The sequence below is a fragment of the Sphingomonas sp. genome (genome assembly GCF_965227385.1).
Lineage (GTDB): Bacteria > Pseudomonadota > Alphaproteobacteria > Sphingomonadales > Sphingomonadaceae > Sphingomonas.
Window position 1 is genome coordinate 2,660,398 of record NZ_OZ245750.1, and the last position, 20,884, is coordinate 2,681,281.

19 protein-coding genes are annotated in these 20,884 nt (G+C 65.8%); 16 read left to right on the forward strand and 3 right to left on the reverse strand.

Features of this window, described 5'->3' with window-relative positions; translation table 11 throughout:
- Positions 1-16 precede the first annotated feature (16 nt).
- From ACO05N_RS12980 to ACO05N_RS13000, 5 genes are all read left to right on the forward strand, one after another.
- Complete coding sequence (locus ACO05N_RS12980) at positions 17-1,327, forward strand: dicarboxylate/amino acid:cation symporter (RefSeq protein ID WP_422057501.1); 1,311 nt, start codon at positions 17-19, stop codon at positions 1,325-1,327.
- The gene (locus ACO05N_RS12985; protein ID WP_422057502.1) at positions 1,324-2,574 is read left to right on the forward strand and encodes a M24 family metallopeptidase; all 1,251 of its coding nucleotides are present in this window, start codon (positions 1,324-1,326) and stop codon (positions 2,572-2,574) included. Before ACO05N_RS12980 ends, ACO05N_RS12985 begins: the two co-directional genes overlap by 4 nt.
- 206 nt (positions 2,575-2,780) lie before the next feature.
- Positions 2,781-5,438, forward strand: coding sequence for an alanine--tRNA ligase (gene alaS / locus ACO05N_RS12990; RefSeq protein WP_422057503.1), 2,658 nt, complete (start codon positions 2,781-2,783; stop codon positions 5,436-5,438).
- On the forward strand, positions 5,413-5,790 hold the full coding sequence (locus tag ACO05N_RS12995) for a hypothetical protein (RefSeq protein WP_422057504.1): 378 nt from the start codon (positions 5,413-5,415) through the stop codon (positions 5,788-5,790). The genes alaS and ACO05N_RS12995 overlap by 26 nt, the downstream gene beginning before the upstream one ends.
- A 25-nt stretch (positions 5,791-5,815) precedes the next feature.
- Positions 5,816-7,639 (forward strand): DUF885 domain-containing protein, encoded by a 1,824-nt coding sequence (locus tag ACO05N_RS13000; RefSeq protein WP_422058753.1) that lies wholly within the window; start codon positions 5,816-5,818, stop codon positions 7,637-7,639.
- 5 nt (positions 7,640-7,644) lie between these two features.
- Here ACO05N_RS13000 and ACO05N_RS13005 read toward each other — a convergent pair whose 3' ends face one another.
- Positions 7,645-9,423: a cation:proton antiporter gene (locus tag ACO05N_RS13005; RefSeq protein WP_422057505.1), complete on the reverse strand. Its 1,779-nt coding sequence runs from the start codon at positions 9,421-9,423 to the stop codon at positions 7,645-7,647.
- A 138-nt stretch (positions 9,424-9,561) separates the two neighbouring features.
- Positions 9,562-10,785, reverse strand: a complete 1,224-nt coding sequence (locus ACO05N_RS13010; protein WP_066660199.1) for an NADP-dependent isocitrate dehydrogenase — start codon at positions 10,783-10,785, stop codon at positions 9,562-9,564.
- Positions 10,786-10,931: 146 nt separating this feature from the next.
- On the opposite strand from ACO05N_RS13010, the gene ACO05N_RS13015 reads away from it, so the two are divergent.
- Both ACO05N_RS13015 and pssA read left to right on the forward strand, forming a co-directional pair.
- A complete protein-coding gene (locus ACO05N_RS13015; protein WP_422057506.1) occupies positions 10,932-11,663 on the forward strand; it encodes a phosphatidylserine decarboxylase in 732 nt (243 codons plus the stop codon).
- A complete protein-coding gene (gene pssA, locus ACO05N_RS13020; RefSeq protein ID WP_422057507.1) occupies positions 11,660-12,451 on the forward strand; it encodes a CDP-diacylglycerol--serine O-phosphatidyltransferase in 792 nt (263 codons plus the stop codon). Before ACO05N_RS13015 ends, pssA begins: the two co-directional genes overlap by 4 nt.
- Here pssA and ACO05N_RS13025 read toward each other — a convergent pair.
- The gene (locus tag ACO05N_RS13025) at positions 12,396-12,611 is read right to left on the reverse strand and encodes a hypothetical protein (protein ID WP_422057508.1); all 216 of its coding nucleotides are present in this window, start codon (positions 12,609-12,611) and stop codon (positions 12,396-12,398) included. The two genes, pssA and ACO05N_RS13025, sit on opposite strands and share 56 nt — an antisense overlap.
- Before the next feature lie 279 nt (positions 12,612-12,890).
- On the opposite strand from ACO05N_RS13025, the gene rpsB reads away from it, so the two are divergent.
- From rpsB to ACO05N_RS13070, 9 genes are all read left to right on the forward strand, one after another.
- On the forward strand, positions 12,891-13,724 hold the full coding sequence (rpsB, locus tag ACO05N_RS13030) for a 30S ribosomal protein S2 (RefSeq protein ID WP_422057509.1): 834 nt from the start codon (positions 12,891-12,893) through the stop codon (positions 13,722-13,724).
- 103 nt (positions 13,725-13,827) lie between these two features.
- Entirely contained in the window at positions 13,828-14,763 is a 936-nt protein-coding gene (tsf, locus tag ACO05N_RS13035; RefSeq protein WP_422057510.1) for a translation elongation factor Ts, read from the forward strand.
- Between the two features lie 142 nt (positions 14,764-14,905).
- The gene (locus ACO05N_RS13040; protein WP_422057511.1) at positions 14,906-15,610 is read left to right on the forward strand and encodes a TonB-dependent receptor; all 705 of its coding nucleotides are present in this window, start codon (positions 14,906-14,908) and stop codon (positions 15,608-15,610) included.
- A gap of 102 nt (positions 15,611-15,712) precedes the next feature.
- On the forward strand, positions 15,713-16,444 hold the full coding sequence (gene pyrH / locus ACO05N_RS13045) for a UMP kinase (protein ID WP_422057512.1): 732 nt from the start codon (positions 15,713-15,715) through the stop codon (positions 16,442-16,444).
- Between the two features lie 29 nt (positions 16,445-16,473).
- Positions 16,474-17,031 carry a ribosome recycling factor gene (gene frr, locus ACO05N_RS13050; RefSeq protein WP_422057513.1) on the forward strand — a complete coding sequence of 186 codons (558 nt, stop codon included), beginning with the start codon at positions 16,474-16,476 and terminating at the stop codon, positions 17,029-17,031.
- Positions 17,028-17,768, forward strand: coding sequence for an isoprenyl transferase (locus ACO05N_RS13055; protein ID WP_422057514.1), 741 nt, complete (start codon positions 17,028-17,030; stop codon positions 17,766-17,768). The genes frr and ACO05N_RS13055 overlap by 4 nt, the downstream gene beginning before the upstream one ends.
- Positions 17,765-18,547, forward strand: a complete 783-nt coding sequence (locus ACO05N_RS13060) for a phosphatidate cytidylyltransferase (protein ID WP_422057515.1) — start codon at positions 17,765-17,767, stop codon at positions 18,545-18,547. The genes ACO05N_RS13055 and ACO05N_RS13060 overlap by 4 nt, the downstream gene beginning before the upstream one ends.
- Positions 18,547-19,704: a 1-deoxy-D-xylulose-5-phosphate reductoisomerase gene (locus ACO05N_RS13065; protein ID WP_422057516.1), complete on the forward strand. Its 1,158-nt coding sequence runs from the start codon at positions 18,547-18,549 to the stop codon at positions 19,702-19,704. The genes ACO05N_RS13060 and ACO05N_RS13065 overlap by 1 nt, the downstream gene beginning before the upstream one ends.
- Complete coding sequence (locus ACO05N_RS13070) at positions 19,701-20,837, forward strand: M50 family metallopeptidase (RefSeq protein ID WP_422057517.1); 1,137 nt, start codon at positions 19,701-19,703, stop codon at positions 20,835-20,837. The genes ACO05N_RS13065 and ACO05N_RS13070 overlap by 4 nt, the downstream gene beginning before the upstream one ends.
- Positions 20,838-20,884 lie beyond the last annotated feature (47 nt).

Sequence of the window (20,884 nt, forward strand, 5' to 3'; positions counted from 1 at the left end):
AGTTTAAGGGGGACGCATGTCGGGAGCAGAGGCGGTGACGGAGCAGCGGCGCGAATCGACGCTGCAATGGCAGATGCTCGGCGGATTCGTGCTTGGCCTTGCGCTCGGCCTATTCGTGCATTTCACCTCCGCCGATGCGGCATGGGTCAAGACGGTGACGACCTACGTCACCGGCCCGATCGGCCAGGTGTTCCTGCGCCTGTTGTTCATGCTGGTGATCCCGCTGCTCTTTTCGGCGCTCGTCGTCGGCATCGCCGAAATGGGCGAAATCGCCGCGTTGAAGCGCGTCGGCCTGCGCACATTGGTCCTCACCATCTGTGTTTCGACGATCGCGGTGATCGTCAGCCTGTTGCTGGTCAACCTGCTTCAGCCCGGCGCCGGGGTGGATCGGGTCGAAGCACAGGCGCTGCTCGCCGCATCGGGCGACAGCGCCGGGGCGATCCTCGACCGCACCGCCACCACGCCGACCGGGCTTGAGGCGGTCCTGAACATCGTCCCCACCAATGTCGTCGCGGCGATGACCGCCAACGACATCCTCGCGATCATGTTCTTCGCACTGTTCTTCGGCATCGGCATCCTCCTGACCGCCGACCGCCCGCAGGTGCAGACGCTCAAGCGCGGGATCGAGGGCATTTTCGAAGTGTCGATGCGGCTGATCGGCCTCGTCATCCGCCTCGCACCGATCGCGGTGTTCTGCTTCATGTTCAACCTGGCCGCGTTGTTCGGCTGGGAATTGCTGGTGCGCCTGCTCGCCTTTGTCGGCGTGGTGCTCGCGGCGCTCGGCACGCAGATGTTCATCGTCTTCCCGATCCTGCTGCTGCTGCTCGCACGCAAGAGTCCGCTCGCCTTCCTCCGCCAGACGCAGGAGGCGGCGGTGATGGCTTTCTCCACCGCATCGTCCAACGCTACGCTGCCGACCGCGCTGCGCGTCGCCGAGACCAAGCTCAAGCTGCCGCCCAAAGTCTCGCGCTTCGTGCTGACCATCGGCGCGACCGCGAACCAAAACGGCACCGCGATGTTCGAAGGCGTGACGGTGATCTTCCTCGCGCAGTTCTTCGGCGTCGACCTGACATTGGGACAGCAGATCACGGTGATGCTGGTGTGCATCCTCGGCGGCATCGGCACGGCGGGCGTTCCGGCGGGGTCGCTGCCGGTGATCGCGCTGATCCTGGGCATGGTCGGGGTTCCGCCGGCGGGGATCGGTCTTGTGCTCGGCGTCGACCGCTTCCTCGACATGTGCCGCACCGTGCTCAACGTCATCGGCGATCTCGTGCTCGCGACCATCGTGTCGGCGGGCGAGAAGGAGACGCCGGAGCCTGCGGCATGAGGTTGACCCGGCGCGGGTTGCTCGCGGCGGGGGCGCTGGCGCCGATCGGGTTTTCCGCGGTCGCTCAGGCGGCGCAGCCCGATCTGACGGCGCTGCAGCCGATCACCGGCGATGCGGTGCCGATCGGACGCGACGAGCGGGTCGCGCGGCTCGCCCGCGCGCAGGCGCTGATGAAGGCGAACGGCATCGGCGCGGTGCTGATCGAGCCGGGGGCGAGCCTGCTCTATTTCACCGGCGTGCGCTGGGGACGGAGCGAGCGGCTGACCGCAGCGGTGATACCGGTCGAGGGCGATCCGATCATCGTCACCCCGTTTTTCGAGGAACCGTCGGTCCGCGAATCGCTCGGCATCCCGGCGGAGATCCGGGTGTGGCAGGAGCATGAGGATCCGTTCGCGGTGGTCGCGGGCTTCCTGCGCGAGAAAAAGCTGCTCGGCCGTCCGCTGGGGATCGAGGAAACCGCGCGCTTCTTCGCCGTCGATGGCATGTGGCGTGCGCTTGCGGGCGTGAAGATCGTGTCGGCGAACTCGGTCGTGCGCGGGTGCCGGATGTTCAAGACGTCGGCCGAGATCGCGCTGATGCAGAAGGCGGCGGACGTGACGCTGGCCGCCTATCGCTGGACCTATCCCCGGATCGAGGCGGGGATGACCCCGGCCGACATCGCCGCGCTGATGACCGCGGCGACGGTGAAGCTGGGCGGGCAGGTGGCGTTCAACCTGATCCTGCTGGACGAGGCGTCGGCCTATCCGCACGGGACGGGCAAGCCGCAGCGGGTGGTTAAGGGTGAAGTCGTGCTGATGGACTGCGGCGCGCGGGTCCATGGCTATGAAAGCGATATCAGCCGCACTTTCGTCCACGGCGAAGCGAGCGCGGAGCAGCGCAAGGTGTGGGAGCATGTCCGCGCCGGGCAGCAGCGCGCCTTCGCCGCGGCGCAACTGGGAGTTCCGGCGGGCCGCGTCGATGACGCGGTGCGCGGCTGGTATGCGACGCTCGGCTATGGCCCCGACTACAAGCTTCCCGGCCTGTCGCACCGCACCGGCCATGGCATCGGCATGGATGGGCACGAGCCGATCAACCTGGTGCGCGGTGAAATGACCAAGCTGGCACCGGGCATGTGCTTCTCGAACGAGCCCGGCCTGTATCTGCCGGGCAAGTTCGGCGTGCGGCTCGAGGATTGCTTCCATATGACTGAGGCTGGGCCGAAATGGTTCAGCGTGCCGCCAAGGTCGATCGAGGAGCCGATTGGGTAACCTCTGGCTCATCCGAAACGTCACCCCGGACTTGTTCCGGGGCCACCTACCCGCTGGGCGCGTGGCCAGAGCCTCTTGCCGCTGCCAGCGGGCCAGTGGACCCCGGAACAAGTCCGGGGTGACGAAGAATACGGAGCTCCCCCGTCAATCACCCTGATCGAACCGTTTCGCTTGAGCGAACGCGCGCGCGCGCTTAAGTCGCGAAAATGACCTCGACCAACGATATCCGCCGCAGCTTCCTCGACTATTTCGAGGGCCAGGGCCATGCCCGCGTTCCGTCCGCGCCGCTGGTGCCGCACAACGATCCGACGCTGATGTTCGTCAATGCGGGCATGGTGCCGTTCAAGAACGTGTTCACCGGCCTGGAGACGCGGCCCTACACCACTGCGGCGTCGAGCCAGAAGTGCGTGCGCGCGGGTGGCAAGCATAATGATCTGGACAATGTCGGCTATACCGCGCGGCATCATACCTTCTTCGAAATGCTCGGGAATTTCTCGTTCGGCGATTATTTCAAGGAGCAGGCGATCCTGCATGCCTGGACGCTGCTGACCAAGGAATGGGGCCTTCCCGCGCACAAGCTGACCGCGACCGTCTATCACACCGACGATCAGGCGTTCGAGCTGTGGAAGAAAATCGCGGGGCTGCCCGAAGAGCGCATCATCCGCATCGCGACCAAGGATAATTTCTGGGCGATGGGGTCGGATGGTCCGTGCGGGCCGTGCTCGGAAATCTTCTACGACCATGGCGACCATATCTGGGGCGGCCCTCCGGGCAGCCCGGAAGAGGATGGCGACCGCTTTGTCGAGATCTGGAACCTCGTCTTCATGCAGCATGTGCAGGAGGCGGACCAGATCGTCGGCGACCTGCCCAAGCCCAGCATCGACACCGGCATGGGACTGGAACGGATCGCCGCCGTGCTGCAGGGCGTGCATGACAATTACGACACCGACACATTCAAGGCGCTGATCGCCGAGAGCGGGGCGCTGACGCAATCGGCGACGACCGGCGACAATCAGGCGAGCCATCGCGTGATCGCGGACCATATCCGCACCTCCGGCTTCCTGGTCGCCGACGGCGTGCTGCCGGCCAATGAAGGGCGCGGCTATGTGCTGCGCCGGATCATGCGCCGCGCGATGCGCCATGCGCATATTCTGGGCGCGAAGGAGCCGTTGATGCACCGCATGGTGCCGGCCCTGGTCGCGGAAATGGGCGGCGCCTATCCCGAACTGGTCCGCGCGCAGCCGCTGATCGAGGCGACGCTGCTGCAGGAGGAAACCCGCTTCCGCCAGACGCTGGCGAACGGCCTCAAGCTGCTCGACGAAGCTACCGGGTCGATGGGAGAGGGCGATACCCTGCCCGGCGAGACCGCGTTCAAGCTCTACGACACCTATGGCTTCCCCTATGACCTGACCGAGGATGCGCTGCGTCCCCAGGGGATGAAGGTCGATCGCGACGGCTTCGACGCGGCGATGAAGCGGCAGAAGGATGCCGCGCGCGCCGCGTGGAAGGGTTCGGGGGCCAAGGCCAGCGATGAAGTGTGGTTCGACATCGCCGAGGAGCTGGGGAGCACCGAATTCACCGGCTATAGCTCGACCGAGGGCGAGGGGCAGGTCGTTGCGCTGGTGAAGGACGGCGTCCGCGTCGATCGCGCCGGGGCAGGTGATGAAGTCACGATCCTCACCAACCAGACGCCTTTCTATGGCGAAAGCGGCGGCCAGATGGGTGACGCGGGCACGATCGGCAACGACGTGGCTGAGGCGATCGTCAGCGATACGTCGAAGCCGCTCGGCCGGCTGCACGCGCATCAGGCGACGCTGGCGCGCGGCGAGATCAAGGTCGGCGATACGGTGAAGCTGGCGATCGACGTGACGCGTCGCGATGCGATTCGCGCCAATCACTCGGCCACGCACTTGCTCCACGCCGCGCTGCGCAACCGGCTTGGCGGACATGTGACGCAGAAGGGGTCGCTGGTCGCGCCCGATCGCCTGCGTTTCGACTTCTCGCACCCCTCGGCGCTGAGCGCGGCGGAGATTGCGGATATCGAGGCCGAGGTGAATGCCGAAATCCGCGCGAACGAAACGGTCGGCACCCGACTGATGACCCCGGACGATGCGGTCGCGGCGGGTGCGCTGGCGCTGTTCGGTGAGAAATATGGCGACGAGGTCCGCGTCCTGTCGATGGGCCGCCTGACCGACAAACATTATTCGGTCGAGCTGTGCGGCGGTACGCACGTCAAGGCGACCGGCGATATCGCCGTGTTCAAGATCGTCAGCGAGAGCGCGGTATCGAGCGGCGTGCGCCGGATCGAGGCGCTGACCGGCGAAGCGGCGCGCACGTGGCTCAACGAGCGCGACGCGAAGTTGCGCGAGGTGGCGGCGACGCTCAAGACGTCGCCCGATGAGGTCGGCGCGCGCGTGACGGCGCTGGTCGAGGAGCGGCGCAAGCTGGAGCGGGAGCTGGCCGAGGCGAAGAAGGCACTCGCCATGGGCGGCGGCGGAGCTGCGGCTCCTGCCGGACCCGAGCAGATCGGCGGCGTGAATTTCGTGGGCCAGATCCTCGACGGGCTCGATCCCAAGGCACTGCGCGGCGCGGTCGATGAGGCGAAAGGCCGGATCGGTTCAGCTGTGGTAGCTTTTGTTGCGGTAAATGAAGGGCGTGCAGCGATCGCGGTGGGTGTCACCGACGACCTGACCGGCACCTTCAGTGCCGTCGAGCTGGTCAAGCGTGGCGTTGCCGCGCTGGGCGGGCAGGGCGGTGGCGGGCGGCCGGACATGGCGCAGGGTGGCGGTCCTGAGGGCGGGAACGCCCAGGCCGCGATCGATGCAGTCAAGACGGCGCTTGCCGAGGAGAAAGCAACTGCGTGATCATGTTCTGAAGGCCGCCGCAATCGCAGCGGTCCTCATCGCCGCCCCCGCCGCCACGGCGCAGGGCAAGACTGTCCCCTACCCCGAGGCGCTGAACTGCGCCGCGCTGACGAGTGCTGCGGCGCGAATCGGCAAGGGTACGCCGCAGGAGTCGGTGCTGTTCGACCACCAGATCTTCTGGAGCATGGCGGCTGCTGATGCTGGGCGTGCCGCTGGCAAGACGGCGCGTTCCGTGGAAGCGGAAGCTAAGGCTGCGTCGGGTGGGGCGGAGCAGCGGCTGCGCGCGCAGGACGGCGCTGCTACGTCCGCGCTGGCCGCCTGCGTGGCCGGCGTTCCCGCCGTTCAGGATTGACGTCAGTCCAGGATCGCCCGTGACCTTGCGCCGCCGTTCGTTCGTCCAGTCCATCGGCGCCGCGGCGCTCGCCACAAGCATCCCTGCCGCCGGCGCGCGTGCGCCGGGCGGTGCGACCACCGGATCCGGCGACGCGGCGCTGCGCGTTTTACTCGACCGGATTTTCAACGACCGCCTGACCGAAAGTCCGGAAGGGGCGACGTCGCTCGGGCTCGACACCGGCAAGAACGCGGCGCTGAAATCCCGGCTGTCGGGGCGGAGCGCTGCGGACGCGGCGCGCGACCTAGCGCGGGCAAAGCGCGAATTGGCGGCGATCAAGGCGATCGACCCGGCTACGCTGGGGGAGAACGCCCGCCTCGACTATGACATCGTCACCTATCAGCTTGAGCGCAGCATCGCGGGGCGCGAGCGCTTCACTTATGGCTCGGCGGGCGGACGCTATGCGCCGTACCGGCTGAGCCAGCTTACCGGCGCTTATCAGGACGTGCCGGACTTTCTGGACAATCAGCACCGCGTGCGCGACGCGGTCGACGCCGACGCCTATCTCGCGCGGCTCGAAGCGTTCGCGACGGTGCTCGATCAGGAAAGCGAGCGCCAGCGCGCCGACGCCGCGCGCGGGGTGTTCGCGCCGGACTATGTGCTCGACACCACGCTGAAGCAGTTTGCCTCGCTCCGCGACAAGGCGCCCGGCGCGTTCGGGCTGGTCACCGGGTATAAGGCGAAACTGGAGGCGGCGAAGCTGCCGCCGGAACGCGGGGCGCAGGCGGAGAAGATCGTCGCGGAAAAGCTGTTCCCCGCGATCGACCGCCAGCGGGCGTTGGTCACGGAGCTACGCGCGCGTGCGGTGCATGATGCGGGTGTGTGGCGGCTTCCCGATGGCGAGGCCTATTACACCGCCGCGGCGGAAGCGGCGACGACCACACGGCTGTCGGGTGACGAGATTCATCGCATCGGCCTGGAGCAGGTTGCCGAGATCAGCGGACGGATCGACGCGATCCTGAAGGCGCAGGGGATGCGCGACGGCACGGTCGGCGCTCGGCTCGTCGCGCTGAACGAGCGGCCCGATCAGCTGTTTCCTAATACCGACCCGGGACGCGAGGCGCTGCTGGAGGCGCTGCGGGCGCAGGTGCGGGCGATGGAAAAGCGCCTTCCCGAGCAATTCGCGGCCCTGCCCAAGGCCCCGGTCGAGGTGCGACGCGTGCCGCCCGCGATCCAGGCGGGGGCGCCAGGTGGCTATTATCAGGCAGCGACGCTGGATGGCTCGCGGCCGGGCATCTACTACATCAATCTGCGCGACACGTTCGACCGGCCGAAGTTCGGCCTGGCGACGCTGAGCTATCATGAGGCGGTGCCTGGGCATCATTTGCAGGTCATGCTCGCGCTCGAATCGCAGGATATTCCGCTGATCCGGCGCCGCGGGGGCTTTAGCGGCTATAGCGAGGGCTGGGCGCTCTATACCGAGCAGTTGGCGGACGAGATGGGCATGTATGACGGCGATCCGCTGGGGCAGGTCGGCTATCTCCAGTCACTGCTGTTCCGCGCGACGCGGCTGGTCGTCGACAGCGGCATGCACGCCAAGCGCTGGAGCCGCGAGCAGGCGACCGATTACTTCATGGCCACGACCGGAATTGCGCGCGGCCGCAGTCAAGGTGAGATCGATCGCTACACCGTCTGGCCCGGGCAGGCGTGCAGCTACAAGATCGGGCATACCGTGTGGGTGGAACTGCGCGACGAAGCCAAGGCGAAGGCCGGCGCGGGCTGGGATCCACGCCAGTTCCACGAGGTGCTGCGCAAGGGTGCGATGCCGCTCGACGTACTGAAGCGCGTGGTGGGGGCGCGAATAGGGTAGGACGCTCAGGCCTCGGCTTCGCCCTTGCGCACTCGGCGGATGCGCGGTTCGCGCTCAAGGCCGGCGGCTTCCTTGATCGCCTTGCGCATCTCGTCGCGCTTTTCGTGGATCGACGCGATCACCGGGCCGACCGCGACGCCGAGATCGACGAGCGCAGCTTCGGACAGTTGCAGCGAGCTTTCCAGCGTCTCCGGCACCGCATCGGTCGCGCCGGCCTTGTACAGTTCGGCGGCGTGGGCGGCGTCGCGGGCGCGGGCGATGATCGGGATATGCGGGACCCAGCTGCGCACCCGTCGGGTCAGGCGCACCGTCAGCACGGGATCGTCCATCGTCAGGATCAGAGCCTTGGCATGGCCAAGTCGGAGACGGTCGACCAATTCGGCGCGCGCGACGTCGCCGAAGACGACGCTATAGCCTTCGCGCCGTGCCGCCGCGACGCCGTCGATATCGGCATCGACCGCGACATAGGGCTTGTCATGCGCGCGCAGCATGTCGGCGACGGTGCGGCCGACGCGGCCAAAGCCGATGATCACGGTGCCGCCGGGAACAACCTCTTCCGCGCTCGCGTCGCTGCGCACGCCGTCGCGCTCCTCGATCTTTCGCGATGCAAAACGCCCCGCCTGCGCGAGCAACGGGGTGATGGTCAGCCCAATCGCCGTAACGGTGGTCCAGAACGCCGCCGTCGAAGGCTGGATCAGGCCAGCGGCGGCGGCGACGCCGAGCACGATCAGCGTCGTTTCCGACGGGCTCGCCATCAGCACCCCGGCCTCAGCCGCCGTGCCGGTGCGCGCGCCCGACAGCTTGAGCAGCGCCATGGTCACACCGACCTTGATCGCCATCACGCCGAGGATGGCGGCCAGCAGCAGCGCCCAATCCTGCATGATCATGCGCAGGTCGAGCCGCATTCCGACCGTGATCAGGAACACGCCGAGCGCCAGCCCCTTGAACGGGGCGGTAATGACCTCGACCTCGCTGTGATAATCGGTTTCGGCGATCAGCAGTCCGGCGAGCAGCGCGCCCACGATGGGCGACAGGCCGACTACAGTAGTGGCAAGGCTGGCGACGATCACGACCAGCAGGCTGGCGGCGAGAAACAGTTCGGGCGACTTGGTCCGTGCGGCCTGAGCGAACAGCCGGGGCAGGAAGAAGCGGCCACCGAGGAACAGCAGCGCGACGACCACGCCGCCGCGCAGCAGCGTCATCATGAAGTCGCCAAGGCCCGCATTGCCGGCCGCCGGTGCCAGCGCGCCGAGCAGGAACACGATCGGCACCAGCGCCAGATCCTCGAATAGCAGCATCGCGAATGCCGACTTGCCGACCGCACTGGTCGTTCCGGCAATCGGCAACACCAAAGCGGTCGACGAAAGCGCGAGCGCCAGTCCGAGCCCGAGCGCGCCCGACCAGGGCTGTCCCATCACATAGAGGCCGATCGCGATCAGCGTCGCTGCGCCGAGCAGTTCGGCCGCCCCGACGCCGAAGACCAGGCCGCGCATCGTCCACAAGCGTTTGAAGGAGAGTTCGAGGCCGATCGAGAAGAGCAGCAGAATGATGCCGAATTCGGCAAAGGGCTCGATCGATTCCGGATCGGAAATGGTGAAGTAGAACAGCCAAGGGAACGCCTCGACCAGTTGGCCCAGCCCCGCCGGACCGACCAGCGCGCCGACCAAGATGAACCCGATCACCGGGCTGATCCGGAAGCGGGTGAAGGCCGGGATGACGATCCCCGCCGCGCCTAGGATCACCAGAGCATCGCTGAAGCCGTTATTGGACAGGTCTAGGGCCATGGGTGCACCCTAGCGGGCGGCGAAACGCTTTGTCACCGCCCTTGTGCGATGCGGTAAGATGAACCCGCGCGCATCGCTGGCAATAAAAAGGCCGCGTCCCGTGGAACGCGGCCCATTTGTCGTCGGTGGCGGCGGGGCTTACGCCCAGCTGGCCATTTCGGTTTCGAGGTTCTGGCGGATCGCCTCGAAGAACTGCTCGGTGGTCATCCACGGCTGATCCGGGCCGATCAGCAGCGCGAGGTCCTTGGTCATCTTGCCGCTTTCGACGGTGGCGATGCACACGCGCTCGAGCGTTTCGGCGAACTTGGTCACTTCCGGCGTGTCGTCGAACTTGCCGCGGAACTTGAGGCCGCCGGTCCAGGCGAAGATCGACGCGATCGGGTTGGTCGACGTCGCCTTGCCCTGCTGATGCTGGCGATAGTGGCGGGTGACGGTGCCGTGCGCCGCCTCGGCCTCGACCGTCTTGCCATCCGGCGAGAGCAGGACCGAGGTCATGAGACCCAGCGAACCGAAGCCCTGTGCGACCTGATCCGACTGGACGTCGCCATCATAATTCTTGCACGCCCACACGAACTCGCCGCTCCACTTGAGCGCGGAGGCGACCATGTCGTCGATCAGGCGATGCTCATAGACGATGCCGGCATCCTTGAACTTCTCGGCAAAGCCTTCGGTCTCGAACACTTCCTGGAACAGGTCCTTGAAGCGGCCGTCATAGGCCTTGAGGATCGTGTTCTTGGTCGACAGGTACACCGGCCAGCCAAGGTTGAGGCCGTAGTTGAACGATGCGCGTGCGAAATCGCGGATCGAATCGTCGAGGTTGTACATCGCCATCGCGACGCCCGAGCCGGGGAAGTTGAACACTTCGCGGTCGATCACCTGACCGTCGGCGCCCTCGAAGACGAGGCGCAGCTTGCCCGCGCCCGGCACCTTGAAGTCGGTCGCGCGATACTGGTCGCCGAACGCGTGGCGGCCGACGACGATCGGCTTCGTCCAGCCCGGGATCAGGCGCGGCACGTTGCTGATCACGATCGGCTCACGGAAGACCACGCCGCCCAGGATGTTGCGGATCGTGCCATTGGGCGACTTCCACATTTCCTTGAGGTTGAATTCCTCGACGCGCTGTTCGTCCGGGGTGATCGTCGCGCACTTCACGCCGACGCCATATTCCTTGATCGCGTTGGCGGCATCGACCGTAATCTGGTCGTTGGTCTCGTCGCGCTTCTCTACGCTGAGGTCGTAATATTTGAGGTCGATGTCGAGATAGGGCTTGATCAGGCGCTCACGGATCCATTCCCAGATGATCCGCGTCATTTCGTCGCCGTCGATTTCGACGACCGGGTTTTTGACCTTGATCTTCGCCATGCTCGTGTTCCTGTTCGTATCGGGAGGAAGGGTTTGGCCGAGCGTCTAGGAGCAAGCGCGCGCGCGATCAAGCGGGGGCAGACACCGGTATCGCCGCGCGCCACACAGGATTGTGTTGCGGGGATGGCACAGCTAGACCCCAGCCCATGTCTTCTCTCGAAACCCCGCCCGCCGTCACCAACACCGTCAAGTGGCGCTTCCCCTCGGTCCATCCCGAGGGGCGCAAATATGTGCTGATCTCTGCCGCGATCACCATTCTCTTCCTGTTCGCCATCTGGGACGAGCTCGGATTTGCGCTGATCGGCCTGACCATCTGGGTCGCCGCATTTTTCCGGGATCCGATCCGCGTAACGCCGCAGGGTCCGGGGATGATCATCTCGCCCGCCGACGGGCTGGTTACGATGATCGAGCGGGTGCCGGTGCCACGGGAGATTGCCGGGCCGGAGGGATTGAACGAAGCGACGCGTGTGCGCGTTTCGATCTTCATGTCCGTGTTCGATGTCCATATCAACCGCACCCCGATGGCGGGGACGATCCGTCAGGTTGTCTATATTGCCGGCAAGTTCCTCAACGCTGATCTGGACAAGGCGAGCGAGGAGAATGAGCGGCAGCATTTCGTTATGGAGACGCACGACGGCACGCGTGTCGGCTTCACCCAGATTGCTGGACTGGTCGCGCGGCGTATTGTGACCTTCGTCAAGCCGGGTGATATTGTCGCAGCGGGCCAACGCTTCGGCCTGATCCGCTTTGGCAGTCGCGTCGACGTGTTCTTGCCCGATGATTATGCGCCGCAGGTTTCGCTGGGCCAGCGCTGCCTGGCCGGTGAGACGCTGGTCGGACTGAAGGGCGGCGTCGCGGCTGAAGGCGTGGCGCAATGAGTCTGCGGCCGCGACCCTTGCGCCGCGGCATCCCGTTGCGTGCCATTGCGCCCAATGCAGTGACCGCTTTGGCGTTGTGCTCAGGCCTGACCGGCGTACGCTATGCAATCAGCGAAAATTGGGAGCGCGCGGTCCTGATGATCATGATCGCCGCCGCGCTGGACGGGATCGATGGTCAGATTGCGCGGATGGTGCGTGGCGAGAGCAAGTTCGGCGCCGAGCTGGACAGCCTGTCGGACGCCATCTCGTTCGGCGTGGCGCCGGCGCTGATCCTCTACCTCTGGGCGCTGATGTATGTTCCCAAGGTCGGCTGGATCGTCGCCTTGCTGTACGCCGTCTTCTGTGCGCTCCGCCTTGCGCGGTTCAATGCGCAGATCGACAACGCGGAGCAACCGCGCAAGCTGGCAGGATTCTTCACCGGGATCCCCGCGCCCGCGGGCGCGGCACTTGCGATGTTGCCGCTCTATGTCTGGCTATGGAGCGAGGAGCCGTTGGCGCGATCGCCGTGGATCGTGACCCCCTGGGTCGCATGCGTCGGCCTGCTGATGGTATCCAGCCTTGCGACCTATTCGTGGAAATCGCTGCGGTTGCGTCGAAACGTGCGGTTCGAGGCACTGGTAGTGGTCGCGATCCTGCTCGCCGCGCTCGTCACAGTCCCCTGGCAAACGCTGACGCTGGTATGCGTTGCCTATCTCGCGACGCTGCCATTCAGCATCCGCGCATATCGTAGGACTATGCAGCCGCCCGCTGCGGTACCGAAATCCGGCGGGGTGCCGCCCGCGGCATAGTGCGGATGCGCTGCGCCTGAATCGGTGCGAGCGCAGGGAGCGCATCGCCCCGCATCAATGTGCGCATATAGCCGATGCGCGGCGCAATCGTGACGAACATTGCCCAGAGCGACGCCACGAATGCGGCGGTGAACAACAGCGTGGCAAGAACAGCGACCATCATGTGCCTCCCGGATTCTTCCTAAGCGACTGGAATCCTGATGATTCGCGACGCTCCGGCGCGGTCAAGGTTCCCTGTCCGCCGTGTGAACCCTTTATGTTCCGTTAACGTTCCGCCTGTCAAGTGTGTCGATCCATTTTTGTTCTCTTGCGCCCGGTCGCATTCTCGACTAAGCGCGCCACCTTCAACCCCGCATGGGAAGCAACATAACCCGGTGCTGCAGGCCGTTCGCCTTCGGTCACTCGCTTCCCAGAGGCTCAACCGGAAGGAATTATCCCTATGGCGGCACCCGTCGTCTCCATGCAGCAGTTGCTCGAATCGGGCGCGCACTTCGGTCACCAGACCCACCGCTGGAACCCGAAGATGAAGCCGTATATCTTCGGCGATCGCAACGGCGTTCACATCATCGACCTCTCGCAGACCGTGCCGCTGTTCGCGCGCGCGCTCGAATTCATCAGCTCGACCGTCGCTGGCGGCGGCAAGGTGCTGTTCGTCGGCACCAAGCGCCAGGCGCAGGATGCGATCGCGGAGGCGGCGCGCAAGTCGAACCAGCATTTCGTCAACCATCGCTGGCTGGGCGGCATGCTCACCAACTGGAAGACCATCAGCAACTCGATCAAGCGCCTCAAGACGCTGGAAGAGCAGCTGTCGGGCGACACGCACGGCCTGACCAAGAAGGAGGTGCTGAACCTGACCCGTGAGAAGGACAAGCTGGAGCTTTCGCTCGGCGGCATCCGCGACATGGGCGGCGTTCCCGACATCATGTTCGTGATCGACGCGAACAAGGAAGAACTGGCGATCAAGGAAGCCAACACGCTCGGCATCCCGGTCGTCGCGATCCTCGATTCGAACGTTTCGCCCGACGGCATCGCGTTCCCGGTTCCCGCGAATGACGACGCGAGCCGCGCGATCCGCCTGTACTGCGAAGCCGTCGCGATCGCGGCGACCCGCGGCAACAACCAGGCGCAGATGAGCAGCGGCGATTTCGGCGCAGCCGAAGTGCCGCCGGTCGAAGCGGCGCTGGCTGAGCCGGTTGCAGCGGAGCCGGAAGCTCCGGCCGCCTCGACCGAGCCGGAAACGGCCGCCGAGGGCGAGCGCCAGATCGACGCGTAAGCGCTCTGGTCATCGAACCGTAATGGGGGCGGGGCAGGGCGTTTCAGCTTTGTCCCGCCCGCACCATATTTGAAGCAAACCGCTTAGACACGAGGAATTAGACATGGCCGAGATCACTGCAGCAGCCGTGAAGGAACTGCGCGAGAAGAGCGGCGCCGGCATGATGGACTGCAAGAAGGCGCTGACCGAAACCAATGGCGACATCGAAGCGGCCAGCGACTGGCTGCGTTCGAAGGGCCTGGCCGCCGCCGCCAAGAAGTCGAGCCGCACCGCAGCAGAAGGCCTGGTCGGCGTCGCCGTCGCAGGCACCAAGGGCGTGGCCGTCGAGGTCAACTCGCAGACCGACTTCGTCGCGAAGAACGAGATCTTCCAGGGTTTCGTCCGCGAAGTGACCGGCGTTGCGCTGGCGAAGGGCATCGATGACGTCGAAGCGCTAAAGGCTGCGTCGATCACCGGCGGCACCATCGACGAAGTGCTGGTCGCCAATATCGCCACGATCGGCGAAAATCAGGTGCTGCGTCGCGCGAAGAAGGTCGAAGTGACCGACGGCGCGGTGATCCCGTATGTCCACAACGCGGCAGCGCCGGGCCTGGGCAAGATCGGCGTGCTGGTCGCGCTGGAGAGCGAAGCCGGCGTCGACGTGCTCGAGCCGCTGGGCAAGCAGATCGCGATGCACATCGCCGCTGCGTTCCCGCTGGCGCTGTCGATCGAAGACCTCGACCCCGAGGTCGTCGAGCGCGAAGCCGCGATCCTGCGCGAGAAGAACGCCGACAAGATCGTCGGCAAGTCGGAAGAGGTCGCCGCGAAGATCCTCAACGGCCCGGTCGAGAAGTTCAAGAAGGAGAACGCGCTGCTGACCCAGGCGTTCGTCATGGACGGCAAGACCCCGGTCGGCGACGTAATCGCGCAGGCCGGCAAGGACGCCGGTGCGTCGATCAAGCTCGTCGACTATGTCCGCTTCCAGCTCGGCGAAGGCATTGAGAAGGAAGAGAGCGACTTCGCAGCAGAAGTCGCGGCGACGGCGGCTGCGGCCGGCTGATCGTCCGACCCGTTCGAACAAGGGGGGCGCGGCCAGCGATGGCCGCGCCCTTTTTGGTTGCGCCCGCGCCGACCAGCTGCCCGATTGACTCGGCGAAGGTCGAGGCAGAAGCTCTTCATTTCAAAGGATCGGGGAGGGGGCCGTGATCAGGACGTTGTTTTCAGTGCTGGCGCTGAGCGTGGCACTGCCCGCTCTCGCGCAGGATCTGGCGTCGCAGGAGGTTGTCGTGACCGGCAGCCGCGTCGAGCAGGACAGTTACGAGCGCGACATGCCGGCGGTCGGACTGCGTCGCACCGCGGACTTTCTGGTTCAGGAGGTCGTGATCCGCGGCGATACCCGGGATCCAAAGCTGCGTGGGGCAGAGATTCGCCAGATGCTGGCGCGCGCGGTGGAGATGGCGAGCAAGCACGGCGTCCAACTGGCGTTCGGCGACTATATCCTAACACCGCTAACCGTGGCCAACCTCGATGAGGTGACGCTATCCAACGACAATCGTCCCGACAGCCAGAAGGTCGGATTTCTGGTCAAGGCCCCGCTTGGCGGCAAGGAGAGCGGCGCGAGCGCCGAAAAGCGCGTCCAAGCCTATGTCGATGCAGTGCCGGAAGTGGGGCGCGCGCAAATGGATATCAGCGGGGATTCGTCGCTCTCGATTGTCGGGCCGGACCAGTATCGGCTTCAGATCGCCGAGAGCGTGATGGCCGACGCGCGGGTGCTGTCCGAACGGATGGGCACCGGCTATGCGGTCACGATCGAGGGGCTGAATATGCCGGTCTTGTGGACGCGGGCCGGGCCGTCGGACGTGATGCTCTACATCCCGTACAAGCTGGTGATCGTACCCCGGCCCTGAACAGGGCGGCATGTTGCGTGGGCCGGTTTCCCCGCTTGGCTTCGCACGCGCCCGCGCCTAAGGTCCGCGCCGCTCCCAACCGCTGACAGACATTAGGGCCAGATGACCGCGCCACGCTTCAAACGCATCCTCCTCAAACTCTCCGGCGAAGTGCTGATGGGGCAGGGGCAGTTCGGGATCGATCCCGCCACCTGCGAGCGCGTCGCGCGCGAGGTGAAGGCGGCGACCGAGGCGGGCTATGAAATCTGCATGGTGGTCGGCGGCGGCAACATCTTCCGTGGCCTGGCCGGTGCGGCGCAGGGATTCGAGCGGGCGAGCGCCGATTATATGGGCATGCTCGCCACCGTGATGAACGCGCTGGCGATGCAGAACACGCTGGAGCGGCTCGGCGTCGATACGCGCGTCCAGTCGGCGATCCCGATGGCATCGGTCAGCGAGCCCTATATCCGGCGCAAGGCGATGCGGCATATGGAGAAGGGCCGTGTCGTGATCTTTGCCGCGGGCACGGGCCTGCCGTTCTTCACCACTGACACCACCGCCGCGCTGCGTGCGGCCGAGATGAATTGCGACGCGCTGTTCAAGGGCACCAGCGTCGATGGCGTGTACAATGCCGACCCCAAGAAGGTGGCGGGCGCGACCCGTTACGAGGAACTGACGTTCGACCGCGTGCTGGTCGATAACCTCAAGGTGATGGACGCGACCGCGGTCGCTCTGTGCCGCGACAATGACATTCCAATCGTGGTGTTCAACATCCGCGACGAGGGCACTTTGGAAGCGGTCTTGCGTGGTGAGGGTACCTCGACCATCGTCCGCAACCAGCCCGTAACCGCTTAAGTTAAGACAGAATAAGAGGAACCTGACCTATGGCCGCATATAACAAGGCCGATCTGGAGCGCCGCATGACCGGCGCGGTCGAATCGCTGAAGCATGACCTGGGCGGGCTGCGCACCGGGCGCGCGAGCACCACGTTGCTCGAGCCGGTGACAGTGGAGGTTTACGGGTCGCACATGCCGCTCAACCAGGTGGCGACGGTGTCGGCGCCCGAGCCGCGCATGCTGTCGGTGCAGGTGTGGGACAAGTCGAATGTCGGCCCGGTCGACAAGGCGATCCGTTCGGCCGGACTGGGCCTCAACCCGATCGTCGACGGGCAGAATCTGCGCCTGCCGATCCCGGACTTGACCGAGGAGCGGCGCAAGGAACTGGCCAAGCTCGCCAGCAAATATGCCGAAGCCGCGCGTGTTGCGGTGCGCAACGTCCGCCGCGACGGCATGGACAGCTTGAAGACCGACGAGAAGAAGGGCGAGTTCGGCGAGGATGACCGCAAGCGCCATGAGGCGGACGTCCAGAAACTGACCGATGCGACGATCGCGGAGATCGACGCGGCCGCGACGGCGAAGGAAAAGGAAATTCTCGGCAAGTGACTGCGGCCTCCGCGCCTCTTCCGGCTGGGCCGGAAGGCGGGGCCGTTCCCCGCCATGTCGCCATCATTATGGACGGCAATGGTCGCTGGGCGAAAGCCCGGCGGCTGCCGCGCATTGCCGGGCACAAGCAGGGCGTCGAAGCGGTGCGCCGCGTGTCGAAGGCCGCGCGCGAGCAGGGCGTCGAGGTCCTGACGCTTTACGCCTTTTCCTCGGAGAATTGGCGGCGCCCCGAGGGGGAAGTGCGCGACCTGATGGGGTTGCTGCGCCATTTCCTGAAGAACGAGCTCAAGGATTTGGTCGCCGAGAATGTGCGGTTGCGCGTGATTGGCGATTATCATGCGCTGTCGGCCGATCTGGTCGCAATGATCGACGACGCGATCGCGCGGACATCGGTCAACACCGGGGCAACATTGGTGATCGCGCTCAACTATGGCGCGCAGGCGGAGATCGTCGCGGCCGTGCGGCGGCTGGCCAGCGCGGCCAAGGCGGGTGAGGTGGCGCCGGAGGCGATCGACGAGGCGATGTTCAGCGATGCGCTGACCACGCATGACCTGCCCCCGCTCGATCTGCTGATCCGCACGTCGGGCGAGCAGCGGCTGTCGAACTTCCTGTTGTGGCAAGCGGCCTATGCCGAGTTGCTGTTCGTCGACACGCTTTGGCCGGATTTCGATGGTGCGGCGCTGGCCGACGCCATCGCGCAATTCGGGCGGCGGCATCGCCGCTTTGGGGGGCTGTGACGCCGGTCCCGCCCCGCCGCAACGCCGATCTGGGCACGCGCGCCGTGGTCGGCGCCGTGCTGATAGCGGTAGCCGCCGCCGCGCTGTGGTTCGGCGGGTTCGCCTTTTGGCTGCTGGTGACGCTCGCCGCGCTGGCGATGATCCATGAATGGGGTGGGCTGCACGGCGCGGATGCCGGCCAGCGCAAGCTGGCGCAATATGCGCTGATGGTGCCGCTGGCGATGCTCTCGCCCTTGGCCGCCGGTCCCGGCTTTCTGGCGCTGGGGCTGATCCTGGCCGCGTTCTTTTTCCTCGCCATCGTGACCCGCAGCCCCGCGCTGGGGGCGGGGGCCATCTATATCGGCTTGCCGGTGCTCGCGCTGTTGTATGTGCGCGAGCATGAGAGCGGGCTGCTGCTCTCGTTTTGGGCAATGGCGCTGGTGTGGGCGTGCGATATCGGGGCTTATTTCGCGGGGCGCGCGATCGGCGGGCCCAAGCTGATGCCCCAGGTGAGCCCGAACAAGACCTGGGCCGGGTTGATCGGCGGGGTCGTTGCCGCGACCGGCTTTGCGCTGCTGCTGACGTACTGGGGGCTGCCGCTGATGCTGGCGCTGGCGACGCCGTTGCTGGCAGTGCTGGCGCAGGCGGGGGATCTGTACGAAAGTCACCTCAAGCGCCGCGCGGGGGTGAAGGATTCGGGGACGTTGCTGCCCGGACACGGCGGTGTGCTCGACCGGCTCGACGGCCTGGTGCCGGTGGCGCCGGTTGCTGCGCTGCTGGTTGTGATTCAGGGAATTTGATGAAACGCGTTACCATTCTTGGCGCGACCGGATCGGTTGGCACCTCCACGCTCGACCTGATCGAGCGCGATTCCACAGCGTTCGAAGTCGTCGCGCTGACCGCCAATTGCGACGTCGCCAAGCTGGCGGCGGCGGCGAAGCGGCTGTCGGCAAAGCTGGCGGTGGTCGCCGATCCGACTTGCCATCAGGCGCTGGCCGAGGCGCTGGCGGGGACGGGCATCGCAGTCGCTTCCGGCCCGGACGCGGTGTGCGACGCCGCGCGCATGGGCGCGGACTGGACGATGGCGGCGATCGTCGGGACGGCGGGCCTGAAGCCGGTACTGGCGGCGCTGGAAAGCGGGCAGGCCGTTGCGCTGGCCAATAAGGAGTCGCTGGTCTCCGCCGGCGACCTGATGATGCAGGCTGCCGCTGCGACCGGCGCGACGCTGCTTCCGGTTGATTCGGAACATAACGCCGTGTTCCAGTGCCTTGAAACGCAGAACGCAGACCGCATCGCGCGCATCATCCTGACCGCCAGCGGCGGGCCGTTCCGGGAGCGAACGCTGGACGAAATGCGCGCGATCACCCCGAAACAGGCGGTGGCACACCCCAACTGGTCAATGGGGGCGAAGATCAGCGTCGATTCGGCGACGATGATGAACAAGGGTCTGGAGCTGATCGAGGCGTTCCACCTGTTCCCGGTGAGCGTCGAACAGCTCGACGTGATCGTGCATCGCCAGTCGGTGATCCATTCGATGGTCGAATATGTCGACGGGTCGGTGTTGGCGCAGCTCGGCTCGCCCGACATGCGCGTGCCGATCGCGCACGCGCTGGCGTGGCCGCGACGGATGGAGACACCGTGCCAGCGCCTTGATCTTGCCACCATCGGACGCCTGGATTTCGAGGCGCCGGATTATGAGCGCTTCCCGTGCCTGAAGCTGGCGCGCGAGGCATTGGCGGCGGGCGGAGCGCGTCCGGCGATCCTGAACGCGGCGAACGAGGTGGCGGTCGCGGCATTCCTGAAGGGGCAGATCGGCTTTCTTGAAATTGCCGCAATCGTTGCGGATACCCTCAATCGCTACGACCCGGCCGCGCCGGACACGCTCGATCAGGTTTTGGCGATCGACGCGGAAGCGCGGAGTTTGGCGGGTGAGCGTGTGAAGGACTGCGTCGCTTGACCGAAAATCCCGGTTTCTTCCTTTACCTGATCGCATTCATCCTGATCATCGGGCCGCTCGTCTTCGTGCACGAGCTGGGTCATTACGCTGCCGGCCGCTGGTTCGGGATCAAGGCCGAGGCGTTCTCGATCGGGTTCGGGCGCGAGGTCGCGGGTTTTACCGACAAGCGTGGTACGCGGTGGAAGTTTGGATGGCTGCCGCTTGGCGGTTACGTCAAGTTTGCGGGCGACATGAACCCGGCGGGTCAGCCGAGCCCCGAATGGCTGGCACTGCCAGCCGCGGAGCGCGCGCAGACCTTCCAGGCCAAGCCCTTGTGGCAGCGCGCGATCGTCGTCGCCGCGGGGCCAATCACCAATTTTATTGTCGCCATCGCGATTCTCGGCGCGTTCGCCTTTGCCTATGGCGAGGCGAAGCTGCCCGCCGTGGCCGGGCCGATCCAGCCGGGCACCCCGGCGGCTGCCGCGGGCCTCAAGCCGGGTGATCGCTTCGTCGCAATCGGCGGGCGGCAGGTCGAAACCTTCGAGGACATGATGCGCTTCACCTCGCTGCGCGCGGGAATGAAGGTGCAGATCGACTATGTGCGCGACGGGCAGCCGGCGAGCACCGAGGCGGTGATCGGTCACCGGGTGGAGAAGGATCGGTTCGGTAACGAGACGAGCCGCGGAATCCTCGGCATTGCACCGAGCGACGAGATTGTCCGTACGCCGGTTTCGCTCTGGCAGGCGCCGGTCGTCGGGTTTAACCGCACCGTGTCGCTGGTCGAAACGATGATCGATGGGTTGGGCCAGCTGATCATGGGCCGCGTGCCGGTGAGCGAACTGGGTGGGCCGCTGCGAATCGCCAAGGTTTCCGGGGAGATGCTCTCGCTCGGCTTCGAGCAGTTCATCATCATGGCCGCGCTCATCTCGATTAATCTCGGATTCATCAACCTGTTGCCAGTCCCGGTGCTGGATGGCGGCCATCTTCTGTTCTATGCCGTCGAAGCGGTGCGCCGGAAGCCCGTCGAGCCTGAGGTGATGGAATGGGCGTTTCGCGGCGGAATGATGGCGATACTGGCGTTGATGCTGCTGGTGACATTCAACGATCTGGGCGCATTTGGCGTGTGGAAAAGCCTGGCCGGGTTGATCGGCTGAACCGGTTGGGGCAGGGCGTGCGAACGAGCGCAAGCTTCCGACCAAAT